This window comes from Streptomyces sp. NPDC048504, from assembly GCF_043200035.1.
GTDB lineage: Bacteria > Actinomycetota > Actinomycetes > Streptomycetales > Streptomycetaceae > Streptomyces.
On record NZ_JBICXA010000019.1, the window covers coordinates 17,234 to 43,007 of the forward strand.

Annotated in this window: 18 protein-coding genes; 8 read left to right on the forward strand and 10 right to left on the reverse strand. The window is 70.0% G+C overall.

Annotation, left to right across the window (positions count from 1 at the left end; translation table 11 throughout):
• The first annotated feature begins 89 nt into the window (after window positions 1-89).
• Window positions 90-2,903 (forward strand): preprotein translocase subunit SecA, encoded by a 2,814-nt coding sequence (gene secA / locus ACGFY9_RS37830; RefSeq protein ID WP_033287184.1) that lies wholly within the window; start codon window positions 90-92, stop codon window positions 2,901-2,903.
• Window positions 2,904-3,256: 353 nt separating this feature from the next.
• Here secA and ACGFY9_RS37835 read toward each other — a convergent pair whose 3' ends face one another.
• The gene (locus ACGFY9_RS37835; protein WP_393761954.1) at window positions 3,257-3,955 is read right to left on the reverse strand and encodes an Rv3235 family protein; all 699 of its coding nucleotides are present in this window, start codon (window positions 3,953-3,955) and stop codon (window positions 3,257-3,259) included.
• Window positions 3,956-4,289: 334 nt separating this feature from the next.
• Between ACGFY9_RS37835 and ACGFY9_RS37840 the strand changes: the two genes are divergently transcribed.
• Window positions 4,290-4,805, forward strand: coding sequence for a DUF6912 family protein (locus ACGFY9_RS37840; RefSeq protein WP_393761956.1), 516 nt, complete (start codon window positions 4,290-4,292; stop codon window positions 4,803-4,805).
• Window positions 4,806-4,876: 71 nt separating this feature from the next.
• Window positions 4,877-5,542 carry an HAD family hydrolase gene (locus ACGFY9_RS37845; protein WP_393761958.1) on the forward strand — a complete coding sequence of 222 codons (666 nt, stop codon included), beginning with the start codon at window positions 4,877-4,879 and terminating at the stop codon, window positions 5,540-5,542.
• 146 nt (window positions 5,543-5,688) lie between these two features.
• Here ACGFY9_RS37845 and ACGFY9_RS37850 read toward each other — a convergent pair whose 3' ends face one another.
• A complete protein-coding gene (locus ACGFY9_RS37850) occupies window positions 5,689-6,255 on the reverse strand; it encodes a DJ-1/PfpI family protein (protein WP_393761960.1) in 567 nt (188 codons plus the stop codon).
• 668 nt (window positions 6,256-6,923) lie between these two features.
• On the opposite strand from ACGFY9_RS37850, the gene ACGFY9_RS37855 reads away from it, so the two are divergent.
• Entirely contained in the window at window positions 6,924-11,855 is a 4,932-nt protein-coding gene (locus tag ACGFY9_RS37855; protein ID WP_393761962.1) for an NAD-glutamate dehydrogenase, read from the forward strand.
• 163 nt (window positions 11,856-12,018) lie between these two features.
• Complete coding sequence (locus ACGFY9_RS37860; protein WP_393761964.1) at window positions 12,019-12,471, forward strand: GtrA family protein; 453 nt, start codon at window positions 12,019-12,021, stop codon at window positions 12,469-12,471.
• A gap of 18 nt (window positions 12,472-12,489) precedes the next feature.
• Here ACGFY9_RS37860 and ACGFY9_RS37865 read toward each other — a convergent pair whose 3' ends face one another.
• Both ACGFY9_RS37865 and ACGFY9_RS37870 read right to left on the reverse strand, forming a co-directional pair.
• Window positions 12,490-13,338, reverse strand: coding sequence for an ABC transporter ATP-binding protein (locus ACGFY9_RS37865; RefSeq protein ID WP_393761966.1), 849 nt, complete (start codon window positions 13,336-13,338; stop codon window positions 12,490-12,492).
• On the reverse strand, window positions 13,331-14,248 hold the full coding sequence (locus ACGFY9_RS37870) for an ABC transporter permease (RefSeq protein WP_393761968.1): 918 nt from the start codon (window positions 14,246-14,248) through the stop codon (window positions 13,331-13,333). Before ACGFY9_RS37870 ends, ACGFY9_RS37865 begins: the two co-directional genes overlap by 8 nt.
• Before the next feature lie 506 nt (window positions 14,249-14,754).
• Between ACGFY9_RS37870 and ACGFY9_RS37875 the strand changes: the two genes are divergently transcribed.
• Window positions 14,755-15,381: a TetR/AcrR family transcriptional regulator gene (locus ACGFY9_RS37875; RefSeq protein ID WP_393761970.1), complete on the forward strand. Its 627-nt coding sequence runs from the start codon at window positions 14,755-14,757 to the stop codon at window positions 15,379-15,381.
• Between the two features lie 20 nt (window positions 15,382-15,401).
• Here ACGFY9_RS37875 and ACGFY9_RS37880 read toward each other — a convergent pair whose 3' ends face one another.
• The 3 genes from ACGFY9_RS37880 to ACGFY9_RS37890 all read right to left on the reverse strand — a co-directional run bounded on the left by ACGFY9_RS37880 (window position 15,402) and on the right by ACGFY9_RS37890 (window position 18,733).
• Complete coding sequence (locus ACGFY9_RS37880) at window positions 15,402-16,382, reverse strand: ADP-ribosylglycohydrolase family protein (RefSeq protein ID WP_393761972.1); 981 nt, start codon at window positions 16,380-16,382, stop codon at window positions 15,402-15,404.
• 13 nt (window positions 16,383-16,395) lie between these two features.
• On the reverse strand, window positions 16,396-17,376 hold the full coding sequence (gene galE, locus ACGFY9_RS37885; protein ID WP_393761974.1) for a UDP-glucose 4-epimerase GalE: 981 nt from the start codon (window positions 17,374-17,376) through the stop codon (window positions 16,396-16,398).
• 85 nt (window positions 17,377-17,461) lie between these two features.
• Window positions 17,462-18,733 (reverse strand): glycosyltransferase 87 family protein, encoded by a 1,272-nt coding sequence (locus tag ACGFY9_RS37890; RefSeq protein ID WP_393762320.1) that lies wholly within the window; start codon window positions 18,731-18,733, stop codon window positions 17,462-17,464.
• Window positions 18,734-18,909: 176 nt separating this feature from the next.
• On the opposite strand from ACGFY9_RS37890, the gene ACGFY9_RS37895 reads away from it, so the two are divergent.
• The gene (locus ACGFY9_RS37895; protein WP_393762321.1) at window positions 18,910-21,198 is read left to right on the forward strand and encodes a hypothetical protein; all 2,289 of its coding nucleotides are present in this window, start codon (window positions 18,910-18,912) and stop codon (window positions 21,196-21,198) included.
• Here ACGFY9_RS37895 and ACGFY9_RS37900 read toward each other — a convergent pair.
• Window positions 21,158-21,631 (reverse strand): MarR family winged helix-turn-helix transcriptional regulator, encoded by a 474-nt coding sequence (locus tag ACGFY9_RS37900; RefSeq protein ID WP_393761976.1) that lies wholly within the window; start codon window positions 21,629-21,631, stop codon window positions 21,158-21,160. The genes ACGFY9_RS37895 and ACGFY9_RS37900 overlap by 41 nt on opposite strands.
• 130 nt (window positions 21,632-21,761) lie before the next feature.
• Here ACGFY9_RS37900 and ACGFY9_RS37905 point away from each other — a divergent pair, with 130 nt between their 5' ends.
• Window positions 21,762-22,175 (forward strand): organic hydroperoxide resistance protein, encoded by a 414-nt coding sequence (locus tag ACGFY9_RS37905; protein ID WP_019056748.1) that lies wholly within the window; start codon window positions 21,762-21,764, stop codon window positions 22,173-22,175.
• Between the two features lie 74 nt (window positions 22,176-22,249).
• Here ACGFY9_RS37905 and ACGFY9_RS37910 read toward each other — a convergent pair whose 3' ends face one another.
• Window positions 22,250-23,548, reverse strand: coding sequence for a hypothetical protein (locus tag ACGFY9_RS37910; RefSeq protein WP_393761978.1), 1,299 nt, complete (start codon window positions 23,546-23,548; stop codon window positions 22,250-22,252).
• The gene (locus ACGFY9_RS37915) at window positions 23,545-25,767 is read right to left on the reverse strand and encodes a CDP-glycerol glycerophosphotransferase family protein (RefSeq protein WP_393761980.1); all 2,223 of its coding nucleotides are present in this window, start codon (window positions 25,765-25,767) and stop codon (window positions 23,545-23,547) included. The genes ACGFY9_RS37910 and ACGFY9_RS37915 overlap by 4 nt, the downstream gene beginning before the upstream one ends.
• Window positions 25,768-25,774 lie beyond the last annotated feature (7 nt).

Here is a 25,774-nt window from a genome sequence, read left to right on the forward strand (position 1 = left end):
GGCGGGGTCCTCGCATACGATGGCCGTTGCTCAGTCATGTCATTGGAAACCGACCGTCCCAGGCCCGACCGGCAAGGAGACCAACCCCCGTGTCCGTCCTCTCGAAGATCATGCGTGCAGGCGAAGGCAAGATCCTGCGCAAGCTGCACCGCATCGCGGACCAGGTCAACTCCATCGAAGAGGACTTCGTCGACCTCTCCGACGCCGAGCTGAAGGCCCTCACCGAGGAGTACAAGCAGCGCTACGCCGATGGTGAGACCCTGGACGACCTGCTGCCCGAGGCGTTCGCCACCGTGCGCGAGGCCGCCAAGCGCGTCCTCGGCCAGCGTCACTACGACGTGCAGATGATGGGCGGCGCCGCCCTGCACCTCGGCTACGTCGCCGAGATGAAGACCGGCGAGGGCAAGACCCTGGTCGGCACCCTGCCCGCGTATCTGAACGCCCTCTCCGGGGACGGCGTCCACCTCATCACGGTGAACGACTACCTGGCCGAGCGCGACTCCGAGATGATGGGGCGCGTCCACAAGTTCCTGGGCCTGGAGGTCGGATGCATCCTGGCCAACATGACCCCGGCCCAGCGCCGCGAGCAGTACGCGTGCGACATCACGTACGGCACGAACAACGAGTTCGGCTTCGACTACCTGCGCGACAACATGGCGTGGTCGCAGGACGAACTGGTGCAGCGCGGCCACAACTTCGCGATCGTCGATGAGGTCGACTCGATCCTCATCGACGAGGCCCGTACGCCGCTGATCATCTCCGGCCCGGCCGACCAGGCCACCAAGTGGTACGGCGACTTCGCCAAGCTCGTCACCCGCCTGAAGAAGGGCGAGGCCGGCAACCCGCTCAAGGGCCTGGAGGAGACGGGCGACTACGACGTCGACGAGAAGAAGCGCACGGTCGCCATCCACGAGGGCGGTGTCACCAAGGTCGAGGACTGGCTGGGCATCGACAACCTCTACGAGTCGGTGAACACCCCGCTGGTGGGCTACCTGAACAACGCCATCAAGGCGAAGGAACTCTTCAAGAAGGACAAGGACTACGTCGTCATCGACGGCGAGGTCATGATCGTCGACGAGCACACCGGCCGTATCCTCGCCGGCCGCCGCTACAACGAGGGCATGCACCAGGCGATCGAGGCGAAGGAAGGGGTGGACATCAAGGACGAGAACCAGACCCTCGCCACGATCACCCTGCAGAACTTCTTCCGCCTCTACGGCAAGCTCTCAGGCATGACCGGTACGGCGATGACCGAGGCCGCCGAGTTCCACCAGATCTACAAGCTCGGCGTCGTCCCGATCCCCACCAACCGGCCGATGGTCCGCAAGGACCAGTCCGACCTGATCTACCGCACCGAGGTCGCGAAGTTCGAGGCGGTCGTCGACGACATCGCCGAGAAGCACGAGAAGGGCCAGCCGATCCTCGTCGGTACGACGTCGGTCGAGAAGTCCGAGTACCTCTCGCAGCAGCTCGCCAAGCGCGGCATCCAGCACGAAGTGCTGAATGCCAAGCAGCACGACCGTGAGGCGCCGATCATCGCCCAGGCCGGCCGCAAGGGCGCCGTGACCGTCGCGACCAACATGGCCGGCCGCGGTACGGACATCAAGCTCGGCGGCAACCCCGACGACCTCGCCGAGGCGGAGCTGCGCCAGCGCGGCCTCGACCCCGAGGAGCACATCGAGGAGTGGGCCCAGGCCCTGCCCGGTGCCCTGGAGAACGCCGAGCAGGCGGTCAAGGACGAGTTCGAAGAGGTCAAGGACCTCGGCGGCCTCTACGTCCTCGGCACTGAGCGGCACGAGTCGCGCCGTATCGACAACCAGCTGCGCGGTCGCTCCGGCCGACAGGGTGACCCGGGCGAGTCCCGCTTCTACCTCTCCCTCGGCGACGACCTGATGCGGCTGTTCAAGGCCCAGATGGTCGAGCGCGTGATGTCGATGGCGAACGTCCCGGACGACGTGCCGATCGAGAACAAGATGGTCACGCGCGCGATCGCGTCCGCCCAGTCGCAGGTCGAGCAGCAGAACTTCGAGACCCGCAAGAACGTCCTCAAGTACGACGAGGTCCTCAACCGCCAGCGCGAGGTCATCTACGGCGAGCGCCGCCGCGTCCTGGAGGGCGAGGACCTCCAGGACCAGGTCGTCCACTTCATGGACGACACGATCGACGCGTACATCACCGCGGAGACCGCCGAGGGCTTCCCGGAGGACTGGGACCTTGACCGCCTGTGGGGCGCGTTCAAGCAGCTCTACCCGGTGAAGGTCACCGTGGAGGAGCTGGAGGAGGCGGCCGGGGACCGGGCCGGTCTGACCGCCGAGTTCATCTCCGAGTCCATCAAGGACGACATCCACGAGCAGTACTCGGGCCGTGAGGAGCAGCTCGGCTCCGAGATCATGCGTGAGCTGGAGCGCCGGGTCGTGCTGTCGGTCCTGGACCGCAAGTGGCGCGAGCACCTCTACGAGATGGACTATCTCCAGGAGGGCATCGGCCTGCGCGCGATGGCCCAGAAGGACCCGCTGGTCGAGTACCAGCGTGAGGGCTTCGACATGTTCACCGCCATGATGGACGGCATCAAGGAGGAGTCCGTCGGCTACCTGTTCAACCTGGAGGTCCAGGTCGAGCAGCAGGTCGAGGAAGTCCTCGTGGAGGACGACAAGCCCTCCCTCGACAAGGAGGACACGGTGCCCGCGCAGGCGAGCGCGCGTCCCGAGATCCGCGCCAAGGGGCTCGACGCCCCGCAGCGGCCGGACCGGCTGCACTTCTCCGCGCCGAGCGTGGACGGCGAGGGTGGCATCGTCGAGGGCGACTTCACCAGCGACGACGAGCCCGTGCGCTCCGAGGCGGACGGCCTCACGCGCGCGGAGCGCCGCAAGCAGGGTCGCAGGGGCAGCCGCCGCAAGAAGTGACGGTCGCTCCGCGGGCCGGACGGTGAGCCGTGACGGGCGGTCCCTTGGGTGAGGGGTTGAGCTTGTCGGGGCCGCCGCTTTCCGGTGGAGGACCTTGAAGGGCCGGGCATCGTTACGGTGCCCGGCCCTTCGGCATGTGCGCGGGCGGGAGGGCGGGGTTGCGGGCAGGTGCCGGGGTGCCGGGGTGCAGGGGGTTCGACGGGGGTGTCGAGCGGCGCGACGGGGCGACCCGGCGTAGCGGACGGATGCTCTGCTCGCCTGCTCGCCTGCTCGCCTGCTCGCCTGCCCCAGCCCCACAGTCACAGAGCCCCAGCCCCACAACCGTCGTAAGCCTGGTCCGCCGTCAGGCCTGCTCAGTCGTCGTCCGGGTGCGGGGCGCGGGGGCCGCCCAGTTCCACCGCAGTACAGCGCCAGCGGAGATCCGCGCCACGTTCCAGGCGGAAGGCCATGGCCCGTACCTGGTCACCTGCGCCGATGCGGGCGAAGGCCTCCACGGCGCCCTCGCGGGCGACGTAATAGCCGATGTCGCGAACCACCGGGCGCGTGCCGCGGGTGGCGCGCAGGGGGCCGTGTTCGGCGAGGCGGGCCAGTTCGTCGTAGGCGCGGCCGGCGGTGTGCCGGAGCATCCAGTGGACGGGCCGCTGACCGCTCAGCACGGCGAGGAGACGGTCGGCGAAGAGGTCGGTGGGGCGGGGCTGCGGGACGCGGCTGCGGGCGGCCTGGGCGGGCACGGTGCGGGGGTCGGCGTGGTCCGGGGTGCGGGGAGCGGCTCGGCCTGCCGCGGGAGCTGACGTCGTAGGGGCTGTGCGGTGGCCCGGCGGCGGCGTGAGAGCCGTAGAAGCTGAACCCTGGCCTGGCGTCCGAGTGGGCGCTGTACGGGCTGCGCGCCGGCCGGGAGCCGACGCCGGAGCCGCGCTCTGCGCCGCGGGCGCCGTACGGGACGTTCCCCCGCCCTGTCCGCGAGGCGAAGCCGTACCGGGGCGGCGGGGGTCGCGGCGGGTCGGGGGGCGGGTCGGGGTGTGCTGGGCGGTCCTGGTCATGACCTTGTGCATGAGGGTCCCCGTTTGGTCGGCCCGGGATGTACCGGGAAGTAACTTGCTGGTTGGGGATCTTGTACGGGGCCGTGGGCAGGCGGAGCAAGGACGTCGCGGCGCGGGTCGGAGGGGCCGGAATGTTCACTTATCCGAGTGATCCGGAGGGCCGGAAGCCCGTCGCCGCAAGAGCGTGCCGGGTGAATCACCGGCGTGGGGTGGACGCTCTCAGAGGTGCGGGTGGGGACTCGATGGGGGACCCCCGCACGTATCCTGGAGGCCCTCACGGAGGCGTGGCACCGTCCGCGGAACCGTCTTCCCCGAGGCACTCTCCGAACTACGAAAGCGGTCGGCCATGCGCGTCTACGTCCCCCTGACCCTCCCCGGTCTCGCCGAGGCGTACAAGACGGGTGAGCTGGGGACGGGACCCTTCGTCGCGTACGCCGTGACGCCCGCGCTGCGCGAGTGGTACCTCTCCGACGACATCGAGGAGCTGGAGTACGCGGCGCTGAACCGGGCCGCGCTCGCCTCGCTGCGGCTGCTGGCGGTCCACCCCGACGCGCCGCGGCGCCGGGTCGTGGTCGCCGTCGACGTACCCAACGGCACCGCGCACGCCGACCCCGACCGCGGACTCGACCCGGCGGCGCTCGGCGAGGTGCGGGTGACCGGAACCGTGGCGCTGGCCAAGGCGGCCGCCGTACACGTGGATCTCGGGGACGCGGAGGGCGACGTGAGCGCCGCCGCCGACGCGCTTCCGGCGGCCGACCGCGGGGACGACGACGCGCAGTTCGTCGTGGACGGGGCCGAGGACCACGAGCTGCTCTGGTACGCGACGCAGGAGATCCCGAACCTCGTCGGGTCGGCCGACTGAGCCTGCTCGGCGACGGTGCCCGTTGACCTGCGATTATCTTGATTGTCAGTGGCGGCGGGTACTTTTTTGGCATGGGGATGCAAGGAAGCGCGCACATCGTCTGGGACTGGAACGGCACGCTGTTCCACGACAATGACGCGATCATCGGGGCGACGAACGCGGCGTTCGCCGAGCTGGGGCTGACGCCGATCACGATGGAGGAGTACCGGGCGCTGTACTGCGTGCCGGTGCCCAAGTTCTACGAGCGGCTGATGGGGCGGCTGCCCACCGACGCCGAGTGGGAGGTCATGGACGTGACCTTCCACCGGTACTACGCCGAGCACCGCGTCGTCTGCGGTCTCACCGAGGGCGCGGTGGACCTGCTCGCGGGGTGGCGGACCGCGGGTCGCAGCCAGTCGATCCTCAGCATGTACGGCCATGACGAACTCGTCCCGCTGGTAAGGGAGTTCGGGATAGAACCGCACTTCATACGGGTCGACGGGCGCACCGGCCCCTCCGGCGGGAGCAAGGCCGAGCACATGGTGCGGCACCTCGGGGCGCTGACCGGCGTGGACCCAGCGCGCACCGTGGTGATCGGGGACGCCGCCGACGACGCGGTGGCCGCCCTGCACGTGGGTGCGCGGGCTGTGCTCTACACCGGCGGTTCGCACAGCCGGGCCAGCCTCGAAGGGGTCGGCGTACCGGTGGTGGACTCGCTGGCGGAGGCCGTCGCGGAGGCCGAGCGGCTGGCGGCGTGACGGTGACCTGTTGGGTGGTGTGACGTGGCGCGGCGCCTCAGAGGCGGTGCCTTCTGAAGCATCGCGTCCCAAGGGCTCTGTGCCTCAGAGACGCGGCGCCTCACGAGACGCCACGCACCCACGTCACGCCACTCCGACCGCCAAGGTCACGTCACCGGCGCCTTAGACCGCAGCACCGTCAGGAACTCCCGCATCCAGCTGGAGTGATCCGGCCACGCGCGAGCGGAGACCAGCGTGCCGTCGACCACCGTCTCGGCGTCCTGGAAGGTCGCGCCGGCGGACTGCATGTCGAGTTCGAGCGCCGGGTACGCCGTGACGCGCCGGCCGCGCAGGCCGTCGATCGCGGCGGTGAGCAGGGGGCCGTGGCAGATCTGGGCCACGGGCTTGTCCGTGTCGAAGAAGGACTTGAGGATCTTGCGGAGTTCGGGATCGTTGCGGAGGTACTCGGGGGCCCGCCCGCCGGGGATGACGAGGGCCGCGTACTGGCCGGGATCGACCTCGGAGAAAGCGAGATCGGCGGGCCAGGTGTAGCCGGGCTTCTCGGTGTAGGTGTCGAAGCCGGGTTCGAAGTCATGGACGACGAATTGCAGCTTCTTGCGCTCGGGAGCCGCGATGTGGACCTCGTAGCCCTCCTCGCGCAGGCGCTGGTAGGGGTAGAGGACCTCCAGCGACTCCGCTGCGTCGCCGGTGACGATGAGGATCTTCGCTGTCATGTCGGTGCGCTCCTCTGTGGCCGTGGCAGGCGTCTCCGCCGGGCGTCATGGGCTCACGGGTCCGCGGCCTCAAGGGCTCGTGGACGCATGAGCTCTTGGGCAACGTGCCTCGCGCCGGTGTCCTTGCCAAGAGGTCTCGTTCGCCAAGAGGCCGCGCGGCTCAGGCATCGTCACCGTCCCGACTGCCCGTGAATACGACGATTTCATGCTCTGCGCCCCTGTGCATAACGTCAAAGTTCCACCCTCTGTTTTGTACACAACCGGCTCATGACGAGCCCCCGGTGAGGAGAGATAGCCTTGTGGCGTGATCAGCGCGATATTTCGCGGGGGCATCGTCGCCCCTGCTCCGCGCCCGGCGACCACGGACCACATCCGTGACCGGGCGGCGGTCGCTGGTCTTCCCAGGGCCTGTCCGACAGGCCCGCGCGGGCGGGACGGAGCTCCAAGGGCTCCCAGGACGCCGTGCACACCCCCGGTACCGGCGCGACAGAGAGCAGCGTCACATCCGTCGGGCGTGCCGAAAATGGCTGATAACCCACCGCTCATCTCACCTTGCGGCATAGCGTCTGAGCAGACCGGAGAACCCGGGCCGTGGCGTCGAGCCGCAGGGGAAGACACCGTACTTCCTTCTACGTCACGCAACGGCGCGCGACAGGAGCCAGAGGACAATGCAGACCAAGCTGGACGAAGCAAAGGCCGAGTTGCTCGAAAGGGCTGCTCGGGTAGCTGAGAACAGTCCGGTCGGGGGGCATCTACCCACCGGGATGACGGACGAGAGCACTCCGGACCAGGAGACCGTGCTCGCGTTCCTCCAGCGCTACTACCTGCACACCGCCCCGGAGGACCTCGCGGACCGCGACCCGGTCGACGTCTTCGGTGCCGCCTTCTCCCACTACCGGCTGGCCGAGACCCGACCCCAGGGCACGGCGAACGTACGGGTGCACACCCCGACGGTCGAGGAGAACGGCTGGACGTGCAGCCACACCGTCGTCGAGGTCGTCACCGACGACGTGCCCTTCCTCGTCGACTCGGTGACCAACGAGCTGACCCGCCAGGGCCGCGGCATCCACGTCGTCATCCACCCGCAGATCGTCGTCCGCCGCGATCTCACCGGCAACCTCATCGAGGTACTCACCACCCCGCCCGCCGACGAGCTGCCGCACGACGCGCACACCGAGTCCTGGATCCACGTCCAGATCGACCGCGAGACCGACCGCGCCGACCTGAAGCAGATCACCGCCGACCTGCTGCGCGTCCTGTCCGACGTCCGAGAGGCCGTCGAGGACTGGGAGAAGATGCGGGACTCGGCCCTGCGGATGGCCGACGAGCTGCCCACCGAGCCGACCGCCTCCGACCTGCCCTCCAGCGAGGTCGAGGAGGCCCGTCAGCTGCTGCGCTGGCTGGCCGCCGACCACTTCACCTTCCTCGGCTACCGCGAGTACCAGCTCCGCGAGGACGACTCCCTCGCCGCCGTTCCCGGCACCGGCCTCGGCATCCTGCGCTCCGACCCGCAGCACGGCGGCGAGGACAGCCACCCGGTGAGCCCGTCCTTCGAGCGGCTCCCGGCCGACGCCCGGGCCAAGGCCCGCGAGCACAAGCTCCTCGTGCTGACGAAGGCCAACAGCCGTTCCACGGTGCACCGTCCGTCGTACCTCGACTACGTGGGCGTGAAGAAGTTCGACAAGAACGGCGAGGTCGTCGGCGAGCGCCGCTTCCTCGGCCTGTTCTCGTCCGCCGCCTACACCGAGTCCGTCCGCCGGGTTCCCGTGATCCGGCGCACGGTCGACGAGGTACTGGAGGGCGCCGGCTTCTCGCCCAACAGCCACGACGGGCGCGACCTGCTGCAGATCCTGGAGACGTACCCGCGCGACGAGCTGTTCCAGACCCCGGTCGACGAACTCCGGTCCATCGTCACGTCCGTGCTCTACCTGCAAGAGCGCCGGCGACTGCGTCTCTACCTGCGCCAGGACGAGTACGGCCGCTACTACTCGGCCCTCGTGTACCTCCCGCGCGACCGCTACACCACCGGCGTACGCCTCCGGATCATCGACATCCTTAAAGAAGAGCTCGACGGCATCAGCGTCGACTTCACCGCCTGGAACACCGAGTCGATCCTCTCCCGGCTGCACTTCGTGGTCCGCGTCCCGCAGGGCACCGAGCTGCCGGAGCTGTCCGACGCAGACAAGGACCGCATCGAGGCCCGCCTGGTGGAGGCCGCCCGCTCCTGGGCCGACGGCTTCGGCGACGCGCTGAACGCCGAGTGCGGCGAGGAGCGCGCGGCCGAACTCGTGCGCCGCTACGGCAACGCCTTCCCCGAGGGCTACAAGGCGGACCACTCCCCGCGCGCCGCCGTGGCCGACCTGGTCCACCTCGAAGAGCTCACCGAGGAGCAGACCTTCGAGCTGAGCCTCTACGAGCCGGTGGGCGCCGCCCCCGACGAGCGCCGCTTCAAGATCTACCGCAAGGGCGCCCCGGTCTCCCTCTCGGCCGTGCTGCCCGTCCTTAGCCGCCTCGGCGTCGAGGTCGTCGACGAGCGGCCGTACGAACTGCGCTGCTCGGACCGTACGACCGCGTGGATCTACGACTTCGGGCTGCGGATGCCCAAGTCGCAGAACGGCAACGGGGACCACCTCGGCGACGACGCACGCGAGCGGTTCCAGGAGGCGTTCGCCGCCACCTGGACCGGGCAGGCCGAGAACGACGGCTTCAACGCGCTGGTGCTGAGCGCCGGGATCGACTGGCGGCAGGCGATGGTGCTGCGGGCGTACGCCAAGTACCTGAGGCAGGCCGGTTCGACCTTCAGCCAGGACTACATGGAGGACACCCTCCGCAACAACGTCCACACCACCCGGCTCCTCGTCTCCCTGTTCGAGGCGCGGATGTCGCCGGACCGGCAGCGGGCCGGACGCGAGATCGTGGACGCCCTCCTCGAAGAGGTCGACGCGGCGCTCGACCAGGTGGCGAGCCTCGACGAGGACCGCATCCTGCGCTCCTTCCTGACCGTCATCAAGGCGACCCTGCGCACCAACTTCTTCCAGGAGGCGCTCGGCGGGCACGCGCACGCGTACGTCTCGATGAAGTTCGACCCGCAGGCCATCCCGGACCTGCCGGCGCCGCGACCGGCGTACGAGATCTGGGTGTACTCGCCGCGCGTCGAGGGCGTGCACCTGCGCTTCGGCAAGGTCGCGCGCGGCGGGCTGCGCTGGTCGGACCGGCGGGAGGACTTCCGGACCGAGATCCTCGGCCTGGTCAAGGCGCAGATGGTGAAGAACACCGTCATCGTGCCGGTCGGCGCCAAGGGCGGGTTCGTCGCCAAGCAGCTGCCCGACCCGAGCGTGGACCGGGACGCCTGGCTCGCCGAGGGCATCGCCAGCTACAAGATGTTCATCTCGGCCCTGCTCGACATCACCGACAACCTGGTGGCCGGCGAGGTCGTCCCTCCGGCGGACGTCGTCCGGCACGACGAGGACGACACCTACCTGGTGGTCGCCGCAGACAAGGGCACCGCGACCTTCTCGGACATCGCCAATGGGGTCGCCGAGAGCTACAACTTCTGGCTCGGCGACGCCTTCGCCTCCGGCGGCTCGGCCGGCTACGACCACAAGAAGATGGGCATCACCGCGCGCGGTGCCTGGGAGTCCGTCAAGCGGCACTTCCGTGAGCTGGGCGTCGACACGCAGAGCGAGGACTTCACGGTCGTCGGCGTCGGTGACATGTCCGGTGACGTGTTCGGCAACGGCATGCTGCTCAGCGAGCACATCCGCCTGGTCGCCGCCTTCGACCACCGGCACATCTTCCTCGACCCGACCCCGGACGCGGCGATCTCGTACGCCGAGCGGCGCCGCATGTTCGAGCTGCCGCGCTCCAGTTGGGCCGACTACAACACCGACCTGCTGTCGGCCGGCGGCGGTGTCTTCCCGCGTACGGCGAAGGCGATCCCGGTCAACGCCCACGTCCGCGAGGCCCTCGGCATCGAGGACAAGGTCGCCAAGATGACACCGGCCGACCTCATGAAGGCGATCCTCAAGTCGCGGGTCGACCTGCTGTGGAACGGCGGCATCGGCACCTACGTCAAGGCCAGCACCGAGTCCCACGCGGACGTCGGCGACAAGGCCAACGACGCGATCCGCGTGGACGGCGCCGACCTGCGCGTCAAGGTCGTCGGCGAGGGCGGCAACCTGGGTCTGACCCAGCTCGGCCGGATCGAGTTCGCCCAGCAGGGCGGCAAGATCAACACGGACGCGATCGACAACAGCGCGGGCGTGGACACCTCCGACCACGAGGTGAACATCAAGATCCTGCTCAACGGCCTGGTCACCGACGGCGACATGACTGTCAAGCAGCGCAACAAGATCCTCGCCGAGATGACCGACGAGGTCGGCGCGCTCGTCCTGCGCAACAACTACGCGCAGAACACCGCGATCGCCAACGCGCTCGCCCAGTCCAAGGACATGCTCCACGCCCAGCAGCGCTTCCTGCGCACCCTGGTCCGCGAGGGCCACCTCGACCGGGCCCTGGAGTTCCTGCCCACGGACCGCCAGATCCGCGAACGCCTCGCCCAGGGACAGGGGTTGACCAGCCCCGAGACGGCCGTCCTGCTGGCGTACACGAAGATCACGGTCGCCGACGAGCTGCTGCACACCACGCTGCCCGACGACCCCTACCTGCGCACGCTGCTGCACGCCTACTTCCCGACCGCGCTGCGCGAGAAGTTCGCCGAGCAGATCGACACCCACGCGCTGCACCGCGAGATCGTCACCACGGTCCTCGTCAACGACACGGTCAACACCGGCGGCACGAGCTTCCTGCACCGCCTCCGTGAGGAGACCGGCGCCTCCCTGGAAGAGATCGTCCGGGCGCAGACCGCGGCCCGCGCGATCTTCGACGCCGCCGAGGTGTGGGACGGCGTCGAGGCGCTCGACAACACCGTCGCGGCGCCCGTCCAGACCCGCATCCGCCTGCACTCGCGCCGCCTGTGCGAGCGCGGCACCCGCTGGCTGCTCAACAACCGGCCGCAGCCGCTCCAGCTCGCCGAGACCGTCGAGTTCTTCGCCGAGCGGGTCGAGCAGGTCTGGTCCCAGCTGCCCAAGCTGCTGCGCGGCGCGGACCTGAACTGGTACCAGCAGATCTACGACGAGCTCACCGGCGCCGGCGTCCCGGCCGAACTCGCCACGCGCGTGGCCGGGTTCTCCTCCGCCTTCCCGGCGCTCGACATCGTCTCGGTGGCCGATCGCACCGGCAAGGACCCGATGGACGTAGCAGAGGTCTACTACGACCTCGCCGACCGCCTCCACATCACCCAGCTCATGGACCGCATCATCGAGTTGCCCCGCGCGGACCGCTGGCAGTCCATGGCCCGCGCCTCCATCCGCGAGGACCTGTACGCGGCCCACGCGGCCCTCACCGCCGACATCCTCGCGGCGGGCAACGGCACCTCGACCCCCGAGCAGCGCTTCATCACATGGCAGGAGAAGAACGCCGCGATCCTGGGCCGGGCGCGCACGACCCTGGACGAGATCCAGAGCTCGGAGACGTTCGACCTGGCCAACCTGTCGGTGGCGATGCGCACGATGCGCACGCTGCTGCGCACGCACTCGTAGTCCCTGGGTCGTAGGTGCTACGACCCTTCTTTAGAAGTCGTCTGTCAGCAGTCGCTAAGACGACGGGGCGCCCCGGGCCGCAATGGCTCGGGGCGCTCTGTTCACGGAGTGCCTTAGGGGTAATCAGGGGGAGGGCTTACTCTGCCCCGCTAAGCCTGGTGACGTGACTCTGAACCTCACCGAGGAACGCGTGACCGAGCCCGTCCGACCGGTGCGCGAGGTCGTCCTGGAAGTCGTGAAATTCGGGATCGTCGGCGGCAGCGGCGTCCTCATCAACTTCGCGGTCTTCAACGCCCTGCTGCACGGCCTGCGCTGGCCCGCGATGCTCGCGACCGTCCTGGCCAGCTGCGTCGCGATGGGCGGCAACTACCTCGGCTTCCGCTACTACACCTATCGCGACCGCGACGCCCCCGGCGCCCGCCGGATCGCCCTGTTCTTCGCCTTCAGCGGCATCGGCGTCCTCATGGAGAGCGGCCTCTTCTACGTCGGCTACCACGGGCTGGGCCTCCACGGTCCGCTTGAGGCGAATGCCGTGAAGGCCCTGTCGATCGTGCTCGCGTCCGCGTTCCGCTTCCTGGTCTACCGCACCTGGGTGTTCCAGGACGAGGACCTCTAGGCGGCCCGGGGATCCCCCTCAGGCCGCCGGGGCCTTGGGCTTGTCGGCGCCGCCCGTGAAGGCCTCGTACGCCTCCAGGACCTCCTCCGTCGGCCCGTCCATCCGCAGCTCACCGCGCTCCAGCCACAGCACGCGGTCGCAGGTGTCGCGGATCGACTTGTTGTTGTGGCTGACCAGGAAGACCGTGCCCGCGTGCTGGCGCAGCTCGCGGATCCGCTCCTCGGAACGCCGCTGGAACGACCGGTCGCCCGTCGCCAGCGCCTCGTCGATCAGGAGGACGTCGTGGTCCTTGGCGGCGGCGATGGAGAACCGCAGCCGGGCGCCCATGCCGGAGGAGTACGTCCGCATCGGCAGCGTGATGAAGTCGCCCTTCTCGTTGATCCCGGAGAAGTCGACGATGCCCTGGTAGCGCTCCTTGACCTGCTCCCGGGACATGCCCATGGCGAGGCCGCCGAGATAGACGTTGCGCTCGCCGGTCAGGTCGCCCATCAGGGCCGCGTTGACGCCGAGGAGGGAGGGCTGGCCGTGGGTGTAGATACGGCCGTTCTCGACCGGGAGCAGGCCCGCGACCGCCTTGAGGAGGGTGGACTTGCCGGAACCGTTGGTGCCGATGAGCCCGATCGCCTCGCCCTTGTAGGCGACGAACGACACCTTCTTGACGGCGTGGACCTTGCGGACACCCGCCGCCTTCTCGGCCTTCTCGCGGCGCATCATGCGGTTGAGGGCGGCGGTCGCGGAGCCGCGTCCGGCGCCGGTCCCGTTGACCCGGTAGATGATGTCGACGCCGTCGCAGACGACGGTGGGGATCGTGCTGTCCGCGGCCACGGGGGTCCGCTCGGTGTGGTACTCGATGGTCTGCTCAGCCACGGCCGTACGTCTCCTCAGCCTTCCAGAAGTAGATGAAGCCGCCGACTCCGGCGATCAGCGCCCAGCCCAACGCCGCCGGCCACACGTGCGGGGGGAGCTGGCTGGAGTGGAAGCTGTCGATCAGCGAGTAGCGCATGAGGTCGATGTAGACGGCCGCCGGGTTGGTCTCCAGGGCGAGCGTCACGATGTGCGGCAGGTGGTCCTTGCTGGTCAGCTTGTCGATGCTCCACATGACGCCGGAGACGTACATCCAGGTGCGCAGGATGAACGGCATCAGCTGCGCGATGTCCGGCGTCTTCGCGCCCATCCGGGCCATGATCATCGAGACGCCCGCGTTGAACGTGAACTGCAGGACCAGCACCGGGACCGCCATCAGCCAGGAGAAGCTGATCGGCACACCGAAGCAGAGCAGGATCACGACCAGAGCGGCCATCGAGAAGAGCAGCTGCTGGAGCTGCTGCAGCGCGAACGAGATCGGCAGTGCGGCCCGGGGGAAGTGCAGGGCCCGGACCAGGCCGAGGTTGCCCGAGATCGCCCGGGTGCCCGCCATGATCGAGCTCTGCGTGAACGTCCAGATGAACACACCCGTCACCAGGAACGGGATGTAGTCCGGCACGCCGCGCTTGGTACCCAGCAGGATGCCGAAGATGAAGTAGTACACCGCCGCGTTCAGCAGCGGCGTCATCACCTGCCAGATCTGACCCAGCTTCGCCTGACTGTACTGCGCGGTCAGCTTGGCGGTGGCGAACGCGGTGATGAAGTGCCGGCGCTCCCACAGCTGGCGGACGTACTCGCGCAGGGAGGGGCGGGCGCCACTGACCGTGAGGCCGTGGCGTGCGGCGAGCGCCGCGAGGTCGTCTTCGTCGGCCGGGGCCGGCGAATGGGGCGGTGTGTGGAGGACCTGGCTCACATCCGCTGCTTTCGCTCGGGGGGAGGGGGTGCGTGCGTCCGGCTGCCGTGTCCCGTCGTCCGGCGTTTTCTTACGCTTCTCTTTACGTTCTCTTACGTCGGAACGGGACCGTATCGTCGCAACGTGAGCGTAGGCCGATTCGGCGTCGGAACGCAACCGTTTCGTCGTGACGGATGTGATGAGGCCGTTAGGTTTTGGGCCGGGACGGGCCTGTTGCGTCGATACGCTCTGGGTAGGCGGTGGTGGATGGGCTGCACGGCGGGGCGGAGAGCGGCACGTCGGGACGCGTCGGGCGCGTCGCGGGGACGAGTCCGGTGCGTCGCGAGGACGGATCGGTTCCGTCGCGGCGACGAGCCGGTTGCGTCCCGACGTGCCGTTCACCGGTCCGTCGCGCGCCGCACGTCGCGCGGTGCTCGCGTTACGACGAGCCCGTTTCGTCGCAACGCGCCACACACGCGCCGCGTCGGAACGCAACCGTTTCGTCGCAACGCCCCTATGCTTGGGCTATGACGACGAACGCCGACGAGCCCCAGACACGTCAGCGCCGCCGCACCCCCGCCGGGGCGGCCGTACTCCGCGAGGATGTGACCGAAGCCATTCGGGCGGCGGTCTTCGAGGAGCTGGCGGCGGTCGGGTATGCCCGGATGTCGATCGAGGGGATCGCGCGGCGCGCGGGAGTGGGCAAGACGGCGGTGTACCGCCGCTGGCGTTCGAAGCTGCACCTGGTGCTCGACGTGGTGTCGGCGATCGCGGTGCTGGGGCTGCCCACGCCGGACACCGGTTCGCTGGAGGGCGACCTCCGGATGCTGTACGAGGTGACGTCGCGGGCGCTGCGTCATCCCGTCGCCTCGCAGATCATCCCGGACCTCCAGGCGGAGGCGGCCCGCAACCCCGAGATCGCCGACGCCATGCAGAAGGCGCTGCGCGAGGGCCAGGAGGGTGTGGCCAGCAAGATCCTCGCGGCGGCGGAACGGCGTGGCGAGATCCGCCCCGGCATGGACGAGGACCTGGCCCTGGACCTGATCTCCGGCCCCCTGTACTGGCGTGCCGTGGTGATCCGCAGCCCGAAGCTGCCGAAGGGGTACCTGGGGGCGCTCGCCCGGGCGACGACGGAGGGGCTCAAGGCGCTGTAGGGCTCCGCCGTGCCCGTCGGCTAACAGGCGCCCCCGTGATCCAACCGCCGTGCCAGTTCCCCGAGTTCGGCCGCCCGCAGCACCCGCCCGCCGAACCCCGGCAGCGGTACGTGCAGGGCCTCGGTCCAGCGTTCGGGGATCGCCGCGCTCCCGTACACCGCCCCGGCGAGGCCGCCCGTCACGGCGGCGACGGTGTCCGTGTCGCCGCCGAGGTCGATCGCGGCGCGTACGGCGTCCTCGTAGGAGGCTGTGGTCCGCAGGGCCCAGACGGCGGAGGCGAGGCAGGGCCAGACGGCGCCGTTGAACTCCGTCGCCAGGTCGGGGTGCCAATCCTGGGCGAGGACGACGCCGTAGCGCTCCCGGTGGTCAGGGTGGACGGACGGGAGCGTCTCCGCGACGGCGTCGAGCGGGTCGTCACCGGCCAGTGCGACGCGCACCAGCTCATGGAAGACGGCGGTGCCTTCCCAGGCCGCGCGGTCTCCGTGGGTGAGCGCGGCGATGCGGCGGGCGGCGTCCATCGTGGCGTCGCGTCCAGCGCGCGCGAAGTGGACGGCCGACGGGGCGGCGCGCATCAACGCACCGTTCCCGGCGCCCCGTTGGCTCGACTGGAAGTGCAGGGCTGCGGCCAGGTCCCAGGGGTCGCCGCTGGTCAGCACGGCCTCGGTCTGCAGGCCGATGTCCTTCGGGTCGGCGGCCGCCCATTGCCGGAACCGCCGGAACATGTCCGGGAGGTGGAGCCCGCCGCACTCCAGCAAAGACTCCGCGACGAGTACGGCCATCTGCGTGTCGTCGGTGGCCTCGCCCGGGTCCCAGCCGCCGCCCCCGCACATCTCGCCGCCGTCACCGGGCACCGGAAAACGGGCGGAGAAGGCGCCTTCGGGACCGAACTCGAAGGGCGCGCCGAGAGCGTCGCCGACGGCGGAGCCGAGGACGGCACCCAGGGCGCGTTCCGATCGGGAACAGCCGTTCACTGGGCCGGAGTTCATCGGACCGGAGGTCATCAGATCGCGCTCATCAGGCTCGCGCGGCCCCCGGATGCAGCCGCACCCACCCCTCCCAAGCCGACGCGATCATGTCCTGGACGTCGTGCTTGGCCTTCCAGCCCAGTTCGGTGGTGATGCGGTCGGCGGAGGCGACGACGCGGGCCGGGTCGCCGGGGCGGCGGGGGTGGACGGTCGGGGGGCGGTCGTAGCCGGTGACCGCGTTGATGCGGTCGATCATCTCGCGGACCGAAACGCCTTCCCCGCGGCCGATGTTGAGGGTGAGGGCGCGGCCGGGGGAGGCCTGGAGGGCGCGGGCCGCGGCGACGTGGGCCTCGGCCAGGTCCACGACGTGGATGTAGTCGCGGACGCAGGTGCCGTCCGGGGTGGCGTAGTCGTCGCCGAAGATGCGCGGGGGCGCGTTCTCGGTGAGCTTCTCGAAGACCATGGGAACGATGTTGAAGACGCCCACGTCGGCGAGTTCGGGGGCGCCGGCGCCGGCCACGTTGAAGTAGCGCAGAGAGGCCGTGGAAAGGCCGGTCGCCCTGCCGGTCGCGCGGACCAGCCACTCGCCCGCCAGCTTGGTCTCGCCGTACGGCGACATCGGGACGCAGGGCGTCTCCTCGGTGACCAGCTCCACGTCCGGCATGCCGTAGACGGCCGCCGAGGACGAGAAGACGAAGGACGGGACGCCGGCCGTGGTCACCGCCTCCAGGAGGACACGCAGTCCCTCGACGTTCTCCCTGTAGTAGTGCAACGGCAGGTCCACCGACTCGCCGACCTGCTTCTTCGCCGCCAGGTGGACGACTCCGGTGACGTCCTGGTCGGCGAGGGTGCGGGCCACCCGTTCCGCGTCCAGGGTCGAACCCACCACCAAGGGGACGCCATCGGGCACGCGCTCGGCGATGCCGGTGGACAGGTCGTCGTAGACGACCGCCTGTTCGCCCGCCTCGGTCATCGCCCTCACGACGTGCGCTCCGATGTAGCCGGCGCCGCCGGTGATCAGCCAGGTCATGTGCGGCCGTCCCCTCCGTCACTCGATCCGTGGTGGTGCGTCCCTCGCGCGCTTCAGGACTCCACGCGCTGAGGGCCTCAGTCAATCAGGCGCCGGAGTGTGCCGAGGTCAACTGCTGGGACTCCCCGTAGGGGCCGGGGGACTGCACGCGCGCGTGCGTCGTCGCCGGGAGCGGCCTCGACGACCGCCACAGGCGGACGAACGACAGGACGGCCGCGGCGGCCAGCAGACCATTGCGTACGACCATGAGGGCGCAGCCCGTCCAGGTGGAGTGGATGACGTCGACGTACAGGACGGGGAACTCGACGGAGCTGACCGCGCTCGCCGCCACGATCAGCGCGGCCACCGCGCGCTGGGTGGTGTGCCGTGACGTGAGGCAGACGGCGGCCAGGCCGAGCAGCCAGATCATGTACTGGGGGCTGATCACCCGGCTGGTCACGGTGAACAGCAGGACGGCGCTCATCGCGGCGTCGTACGGGGTCGCGTCGGTCCAGCGGCGGGCCCGGATCCGCCACCACAGCAGAAGCCCGAAGGCGACCGCCGTGAGCGCGAGGGAGGCGTCGGCGACGGCGGAGACGTACGGTCCCGTGAACTCCATCGCGCCGTACCGGTAGTGCACCTGCCCCGGCCAGCCGACGTGGGTGGCCAGGCCGAGGGCGGTACCTCCGAGGGACTCGATCTGTACGCCCCGGCCGCCCTGCTGGCGCAAGAATGCGAAAGGATTGTTGAACAAAACCACGAGAGACGTGAGCGACAAGACCCCCGTCCCCACCGCCCACGACCACACCGACCGCGTCGTCCGCCCCCTCGGCATCCCCAGCAGTACCAGCGCCGGCCACACCTTCACCAGCGCGCCCAGCGCCGCGAACGCGCCGCACACACGCGTGGAGCGCGACAACGTCAACAGGGAGATGACGGCGAACGCCGTGACCTGCACGTCGTAGCGGACGAGGGGCATGTGCAGGAGCAGGGGGAGGCAGGTGACCCAGTACGCGGCGCCGCGCAGGCTGTGGCCGGGGCGGGTGCCCGCGCGGGCCAGGGTCAGTGTGATCACGGCGTCGGTCGCGAGGGTGAGGGCGACGAACGCCTGGAAGTACGTCAGATCCGGCAACAGCGCGGGGGCCAGGAGCACGGGTCCGGCACCCGGCGGGTACTGCCAGAGCGGGTCGTGCGCCGGGAACGCGCCGTGCGACAGGACGCCGTACCAGTGGTGGTACAGGCGCCACACCTCCCGGGCGACCCCGCCATGGCCGAGGAGGGGGAGGCCGTTGTACGCGAGTAGGAGGAGCATGCCCGCGCGGGTGGCGAGCCAGGCGAGGGTGAGGGCGAGGAGGCGGTGTCTGCGGACGGCGTTCATCATGGCGGATCGTAAGCCGGGTGAATGCCGCAGGAATGCTAATACACCGTCAATCGTCGGTAAGAGCTTGCTAACGGTACAAAATCAGCCAGGTGGACAGCCAAGGTGAGGGTGAGTACAGGCACGTGCGACGGACGCGTGCGGGGGGCGTCGCCGTGGTCGTGCCGGTGGTCGTCATGCTCGCGCTGGGACTGTGGGGGCTCGACCGCGACGGGATGTGGGGCGACGAGAGCGTCACGTTCCTGGTCGGCCGGCGCACCGTGCCGCAGATCTGGCACCTGCTGCACGGCGTCGACGCGGTGCACGGCCTGTACTACCTCCTCATGCACGCCGTCCTCGCCTTCCATCCCGGCGAGGTGGCCCTCCGCCTGCCGTCCGTGTGCGGCGCGGCGGCGACGGCGGGCCTCGTCGCGGCCCTCGGCGTCCGCCTGGCCCGCCCCCGCGTCGGCCTCTGGGCCGGCCTCCTCTACGCGATCACCCCGCTGACCGGCCACTACGCCCAGGAGGGCCGCTCCTACGCCCTAGTCGCGGCGGGCGTGGCCGGGGCGACACTGCTCCTGGTGCGGGCACTGGAAGGACAGTCCTGGTGGCCGTACGGCGCCGTCCTCGCCGTGACCTTTCTGCTGCACGAGTTCGCGGTCCTGGTGCTCTGCGCGCACGCGCTGACGCTGGCGGCCGCGCGGGTGCGCGGAACGGTGTGGCTCGGCTGGGTTCGTGCGGTGGGTGTCGCGCTGGGTGCCCTGTTGCCGCTGGCCTGGGTGTCCCAACGGCAGTCCGCGCAGGTGGCCTGGCTGAGGGTGCCGGACTGGGACACGACGGAACGGCTCGCCCGCGACTTCCTCGCCGTCACCCCGACCGGCGTCGTCTTCTGGACCTCGGTCCTCCTGGTCCTGCTCGGCCTCGGCTCCGGCCGGCTCACGTCGGTCGCCCTGCCGTTGCTGCTGGTGCCGCCGGTGCTCCTGTTGACGGTGTCTCAATTCCGGCCCTTGTTCCACGAGCGGTATGTGCTGTACGCGCTGGCGGGGGCACCACTGCTGGTGGCGGCGGGGGCGGATCGGCTGGTGGGGGCGGTGAGGTGGCTGTGGCTGGAGGGACGAGGGGCGCCGACCGCTGGGCGTGCGGAGGTCGAGCGGTTGGCGGCAGGGGCTGGGAGCCGCCGCGAGTTGGTGGGCGCGGCGAGCGCGAGCGGCGACCGGCTGAGTGGCGACCGTAGAACCGGAGCCGAGGCCCGAGCCAACGTCCGAGACAGAGCCGGAGGCGGGATCCGAGCCGACGCTCGGGAGGGATCCGCGGCCGGAGTCCTAGACGGAGCGGCGGCCGCAATCGAAGCCCTAGCCGGAGCCGGAGCCGGAGCCGGAGCCGGAGCGGGAGCGGGAGCGGGAGCCGACGTCCGAGGCAGAGCCGGAGGCGGAGGCGAAGCCGGAGCTGGAGGCGGGATCCGAGCCGATGCTCGGGACGGAGCCGCGGCCGGAGCCCTAGACGGAGCCGCGGCCTCAATCGAAGCCCTAGCCGGAGCCGGAGCCGGAGCCGGAGCCGGAGCCGGAGCCGGAGCCGGAGCCGGAGGCGAGGCCCAAGCCGACACCCGGGACGGAGCCGCGGCCCGAGCCGACGTCCGAGGCAGAGCCGGAGGCGGAGGCGAAGCCGGAGCTGGAGGCGGGATCCGAGCCGACGCTCGGGACGGAACTGCGGCCGGAACCCTAGACGGAGCCCCAGCCCCATCCCCAGCCGGAGCGCTAGCCGCAGCCACAAGCCGCCCACCCCTCACCGGAGTTGACCGTACGACCCTCCCGCGCCCCGACGCCCGACGCCCCTCGACCACCGGCCTCACGGCCAACCGCCGCGCCCCCCTCGCCAACAGCACCCCCTTCACCACCCTCGCCACCCGAGCCAACCTCATCACCCTCGTCGGCGTCCTGGCGGCAACCGTCCCCTTCCTCAACGGCCTCCCCGCCTACCGGAACGACCGTGACGCGGCGCGCCGCCCCGAGAATCTCGCCGCAGTTTCCGCATTCGCCGGACGTGAACTACGCCCCGGCGACCCCGTGTTGTTCCTGCCGTCGTTCTGGCGGGTGACGGCGTTGGCGTATCCGAGGCCGTTCGCCGGGGCCCGGGATCTGGCGTTGGGGGAGTCGGGGGCGAGGTCCGGGACGCTGAGCGGGCGTGAGGTGGGGCCGGGGGAGTTGCGGGCGCGGCTCGCCGGCGTGGACCGGGTCTGGATCGTCGCGCAGTCGAATCTGCTGCCCTCGCGCTGGGTGCCCGGAGACCCGACCGACCGGGTCAAACTCGACGTCGTGGACGGGGAGTTCGCGCGAAGACAGCAGTACGTACGAGGGCGAGTGAAGCTGGCCCTCTACATCCGCCGGATGCCTCCACAGGCGATGCAGTCGATGCAGTCGACGCAATCAATGCGGCCGGTGTCCGCGCCTACGCCTCATCCAGCGTCGCCGAGTCCAACGCCCCCGTGAGCTGATCGAGCCGCTCCCGCAGCGCCCGGATCTCATCGATGTCGAACCCGGTCGCACCAAGGATCCGCCGCGGCACCTCGACCGCCCGCTCGCGCAGCGCGACGCCCTCGTCGGTGAGCCGTACCTCCACCGAGCGTTCGTCGCGGACGCTGCGCTCACGCCGTACCAGACCGGCCGTCTCCAGCCGCTTGAGCAGCGGGGACAGCGTGCCGGAGTCGAGTCGCAGGTGTTCGCCGAGCTTCTTGACGGGCAGCTCGCCGTGCTCCCACAGCACCAGCATCACCAGGTACTGCGGATACGTGAGCCCGAGGTCCTTGAGGAGCACGCGGTAGACGCCGCCGAAAGCGCGCGACGCCGCGTTCAGGGAGAAGCAGATCTGCTGGTCGAGGCGGAGCCAGTCGGTGCTGGGAGCGGCGGCGGGAGTGGAGGTCATGCACCCAGGATAGCGCTAGCGGGCCATTTAGTTGTGTGCAATTAAATTGTGTGCTCTACTTATCGTCGTGAGGCGGTCCGGACACCCGGGCCGGTCACTCCGTAAAGACTTCCGAGAGGGATGGTTTTCCATGGACGCGATCTACACCGCCGTAGCCACCGCCACCCACGGCCGCGACGGCCGCGCGGTCAGCAACGACGGCAAGATCGACCTTCAGCTCGGCATTCCGGTCGAAATGGGCGGCAACGGCCAGGGCACCAACCCTGAGCAGCTCTTCGCCGCCGGCTACGCCGCCTGTTTCGGCAGCGCCCTCGGCCTCGTCGGCCGGCAGGCGAAGGTCGACGTCACCGACGCGGCCGTGACCGCCGAGGTCGGCATAGGCAAGCAGGGCGAGGGCTTCGGCCTCAAGGTCACCCTGCGCGTCGAACTCCCCGACACCGTGGACGAGGCGACCGGCCGCAAGCTGGTCGAGACCGCCCACCAGGTCTGCCCCTACTCCAACGCCACCCGCGGCAACATCGAGGTCGACCTCGTCATCGAGTAGTCACCACGACGCTTCCACGGCCCCGGCGACGAGCGCTGATCACCTCGTCGCCGGGGTCGCCGGCTTGCCCCGCGTCACTTCGCCGCGCGAGCCGGTCCCCCAACGCCCTGCCCCGGAACTGGAGTTGGCACAGGCGCACCCACAACCGCCCTCCCCCGCACCACGCTCTCCAGCAGCAACGGCACTCCCACCACCGGCAACAGCCACACCAGCACGATCAACCGCCCACCCCACACACTGATATCGGGATGCGCGGCCTGCGTGAGAACCCCCGTGAACGCGGCCCCGATCAGAAACACCCCGAACGCCGGGCGCCGCACCGCACCCCACACCCCCGCACCCAGCGCCGCCGCCAGCATCGGCTGCCACAACTGCTGCCGCGTCCACTCCACCCAGAAGTTCGCCTCCAGGTGCAGGAATTCGGGCCACAGCCGCGTGCGATCAGGACGGGCGTAGTGATCGGTGAGTAGATCTTGAAGGCTGTCGGTCTGGGACGGATAATGGAGGGCACTCGCCAGAACCAGCGTGCCCAGCGCGGCAGTTGACCCGAGCACGGCGACTGTCACCAACGCCCGCCCCGGCGCCCGCCCACGCCGCATTCGCCCTACGGCGACCAGCGCACCCGCACCGGCCAGGCACAGCCCGAGGAACAGGGACTGCGAGTGCTTGACGGTGAAGAGGAGCACCAACGAACCACCCACCAGGGCGAGTCCGACGCGCGTCCGGCGCCCCTTCAGCACCAGCGCGCAGCCCCACACCGCCGCCAGCGTCAGGGCCGTCATCAGGCCCTCGGTCATCGGCCGCATCGAGGTCGTCCCGCACGGCAGGACGTAGTAGAGAGCCTGCCCGGTCAGCGCGAGCGGCACCGACACGGACAACGTGCGCAGGATCAGGAAAACAAGGATCCCGCCCCCGACCGTGAGGACGACACTCGCCGACCACATCCCCCACACCGGCCCGAGCAGGGTCACGAACGGGACGAGGAACACCGGGTAGCCGGGCCGCACTTCGAAGATCCGCATGAATCGTTCCGACGTGAACGGCGTGATGAACCCGCCCGTCTGCCCGGCCCGCAGCCGCGCGTTCACCCCCCGCCACTCCGCGTCCCGGCACTTCTTCGCGACCCGCGCGGCGGGGTCCTTGCCGTGGAAGTTCAACGGGTTCACGCTCTGGTCGCGCCGGGCGTTCTCCCCCTTGCTCGCACAGCTGTAGTCGATGGCGACGGCCGCGGCCTCGCGCTCGCTCGCACCGCGCAGACTCATCGCGTACGACAGGTAGTTCTTCGTGTCGGGGGTCGCCCGCCCGGTGACATTGGCGAGTTGGAGCACCGCGAACACCGCGGCCAGCGCCAGCACCCAGGTACGCGGCCTCATGAGGACGCCAACTGGTCGTGACCGGCGGCGGGTGAGGGGACCCGCGCACCGGACTCGGTCTGCGGCAGCCAGTCGACGTCCCCCAGAAGCAGCGTCCGTACGACCCTCTCGGCGGCCCTCCCGTCGTCGAACTCGCAGTATCGCGACCGGAATTCGGCCCGCAGTCGCGTCGAGTCCTCGTCCCGCCAGGCACCCGACGCGAACAGCCACGCCAACTCCCGGTAGGAACCGGACACATGGCCCGGTGGAGCGGCGGTGACGTCGAAATAGGTGCCCCGGCTGGCCGCGTACGCCTCCCGGTCGTCGGCGTGCAGCACGATCGGCCGGTCGAGGTTGGCGTAGTCGAACATCAGGGCCGAGTAGTCGGTGACGAGCGCGTCGGACGCCAACATGACGTCCTCCACGGAGGGTTCGTCGGTCGCGTCGACCAGAACACCGCGCCGGTGCAGGTCCGCGAGGCCCATCCCGCGCGCGGGGCCGGTCGCGAGGGACGGATGAAGGCGCACGACGAGGGTGTGCTCCGGGCCGAGGTCCTCGGCGAACCGGGCCAGGTCAAGGCGGTCGACATGCCCGCCCCGGACGTACTCGCGGCGGGTCGGCGCGTACAGCACGACGGTGTTCCCGGCGGGGATACCGAGCCGCTCCCGAACTGGCGCCCCCGCTCCCGGTGTTGCGCCGACGAGGACGTCGTTGCGCGGGCTCCCCGTCCGCACCGACGCGAAGTGACACGGATACGCCCGCTCCCACACCAGCTCCGAGTGCCGGTTGGCGACCAGGCTGTGGTCCCAGCGGTCGGCGCGGCGCAGCATCTGCGGTACGTCGACGCCGTAGCGGGCGCCGGGCTTCTCCAGCAGGTCGGCCGCCATGTACTTGAGCGGGGTGCCCTGGTGGGTGTGGATGTGGACGCTGCCGGGGCGTTTGGCGAGGGTGCCGGGCCAGTTGACGTTGTTCACGAAGTACTGGGCGCGCGAGGTGACTTGGCGGTACCGCAGGGTGTCGAGGAGGACGTGCTCGACGTCAGGCGGCAGCAACGCGGCCTGTTCGGCGTCGCGTACGACCCACACGCCCCGAAGGTGCGGGGCGATCTCCCGCGCCTTGTAGTAGACGGCGGCCGGGTCGCCCAGCACCCCGCGGTGCGAAAAGGCCGAGTACACAACGAGGTTGGGGTCGAGTGACCGGCGCGCGTGCAGCGCGCCCCACCCGCCCTTGACACGTCCGGCCGCCGACTTGCGTGCCTGCGACGCCCGGCGCTCCAGCTGCCGTCCGGCGCGCCCCGCCTGCCGCCGCACCCGGTACAGCGCGTAACTGCCTTCCAGGACACGGACTTCGGCGTCCACCTTCACGCCCGCCGGCTTGTGCTTGCGGAACAACTCGGCCGTACGGCGGAAGAACTCGGCCTTGTCGGACGGGGGAAGCCGGTCCGGCTTTGCGAGGATGTCGAGACAGTGCTCGCCCATCTTGCGGTGCAGGTACGGCAGCCAACTCGCCAGCTCCGGGCGGGAGTCGACGAACGCGAAGACCCGCTCGTACTGGTCATGGATGTCGAAGTGCTTGCGGCTGGTGGTGGACAGGATGTTGCCCTGGCGCCGTTGCCGGTAGTTCAGGCAGATCCGGTCGAGGGTGGCGATCCGCTCCGCGCTGAGCAGCACCGGGAACGTCCAGGGCGTGTCCTCGTAGTAGCCCGGCGGGAACTCGAAGGCGTGCTTGTGCACGAACTCCCGGCGGTACACCTTGTTCCACACGACCATCAACAGGTCGAGGATCTCCGGGTGTTCGGCGACCGTGAAGGTGCCGTCGACCTCCGTCAGGACGTGCGCGAGGACGTTGCGCCGGGTGCCGCCCCACCAGTAGGTGCGCGCGTAGTCGAAGACCAGGACGTCCGGGTCGCCGCTCGCGTCGAGCCGGTCGGCCATCGCGCGCAGGGCACCCGGGGTGAGGGTGTCGTCGCTGTCGAGGAAGAACAGGAAGTCGCCGGTGGCCAGGGGCATTCCGGCGTTGCGGGCGCGGCCGAGGCCGACGTTCTCCGGCAGGTGCAGCACCTGGACGCGTGGGTCGCGGGCCGCGTACTCGTCGAGGATCGCGCCGCAGCCGTCCGGCGAGCAGTCGTTCACGGCGATCACCTCGATGTCCCGGTAGGACTGCTCCAGAACCGAGTCGAGGCACTCGCGCAGAAAGCCCTGCACCTTGAAGACGGGCACGATGACGCTGAAGCGGGGCACTTCGGGT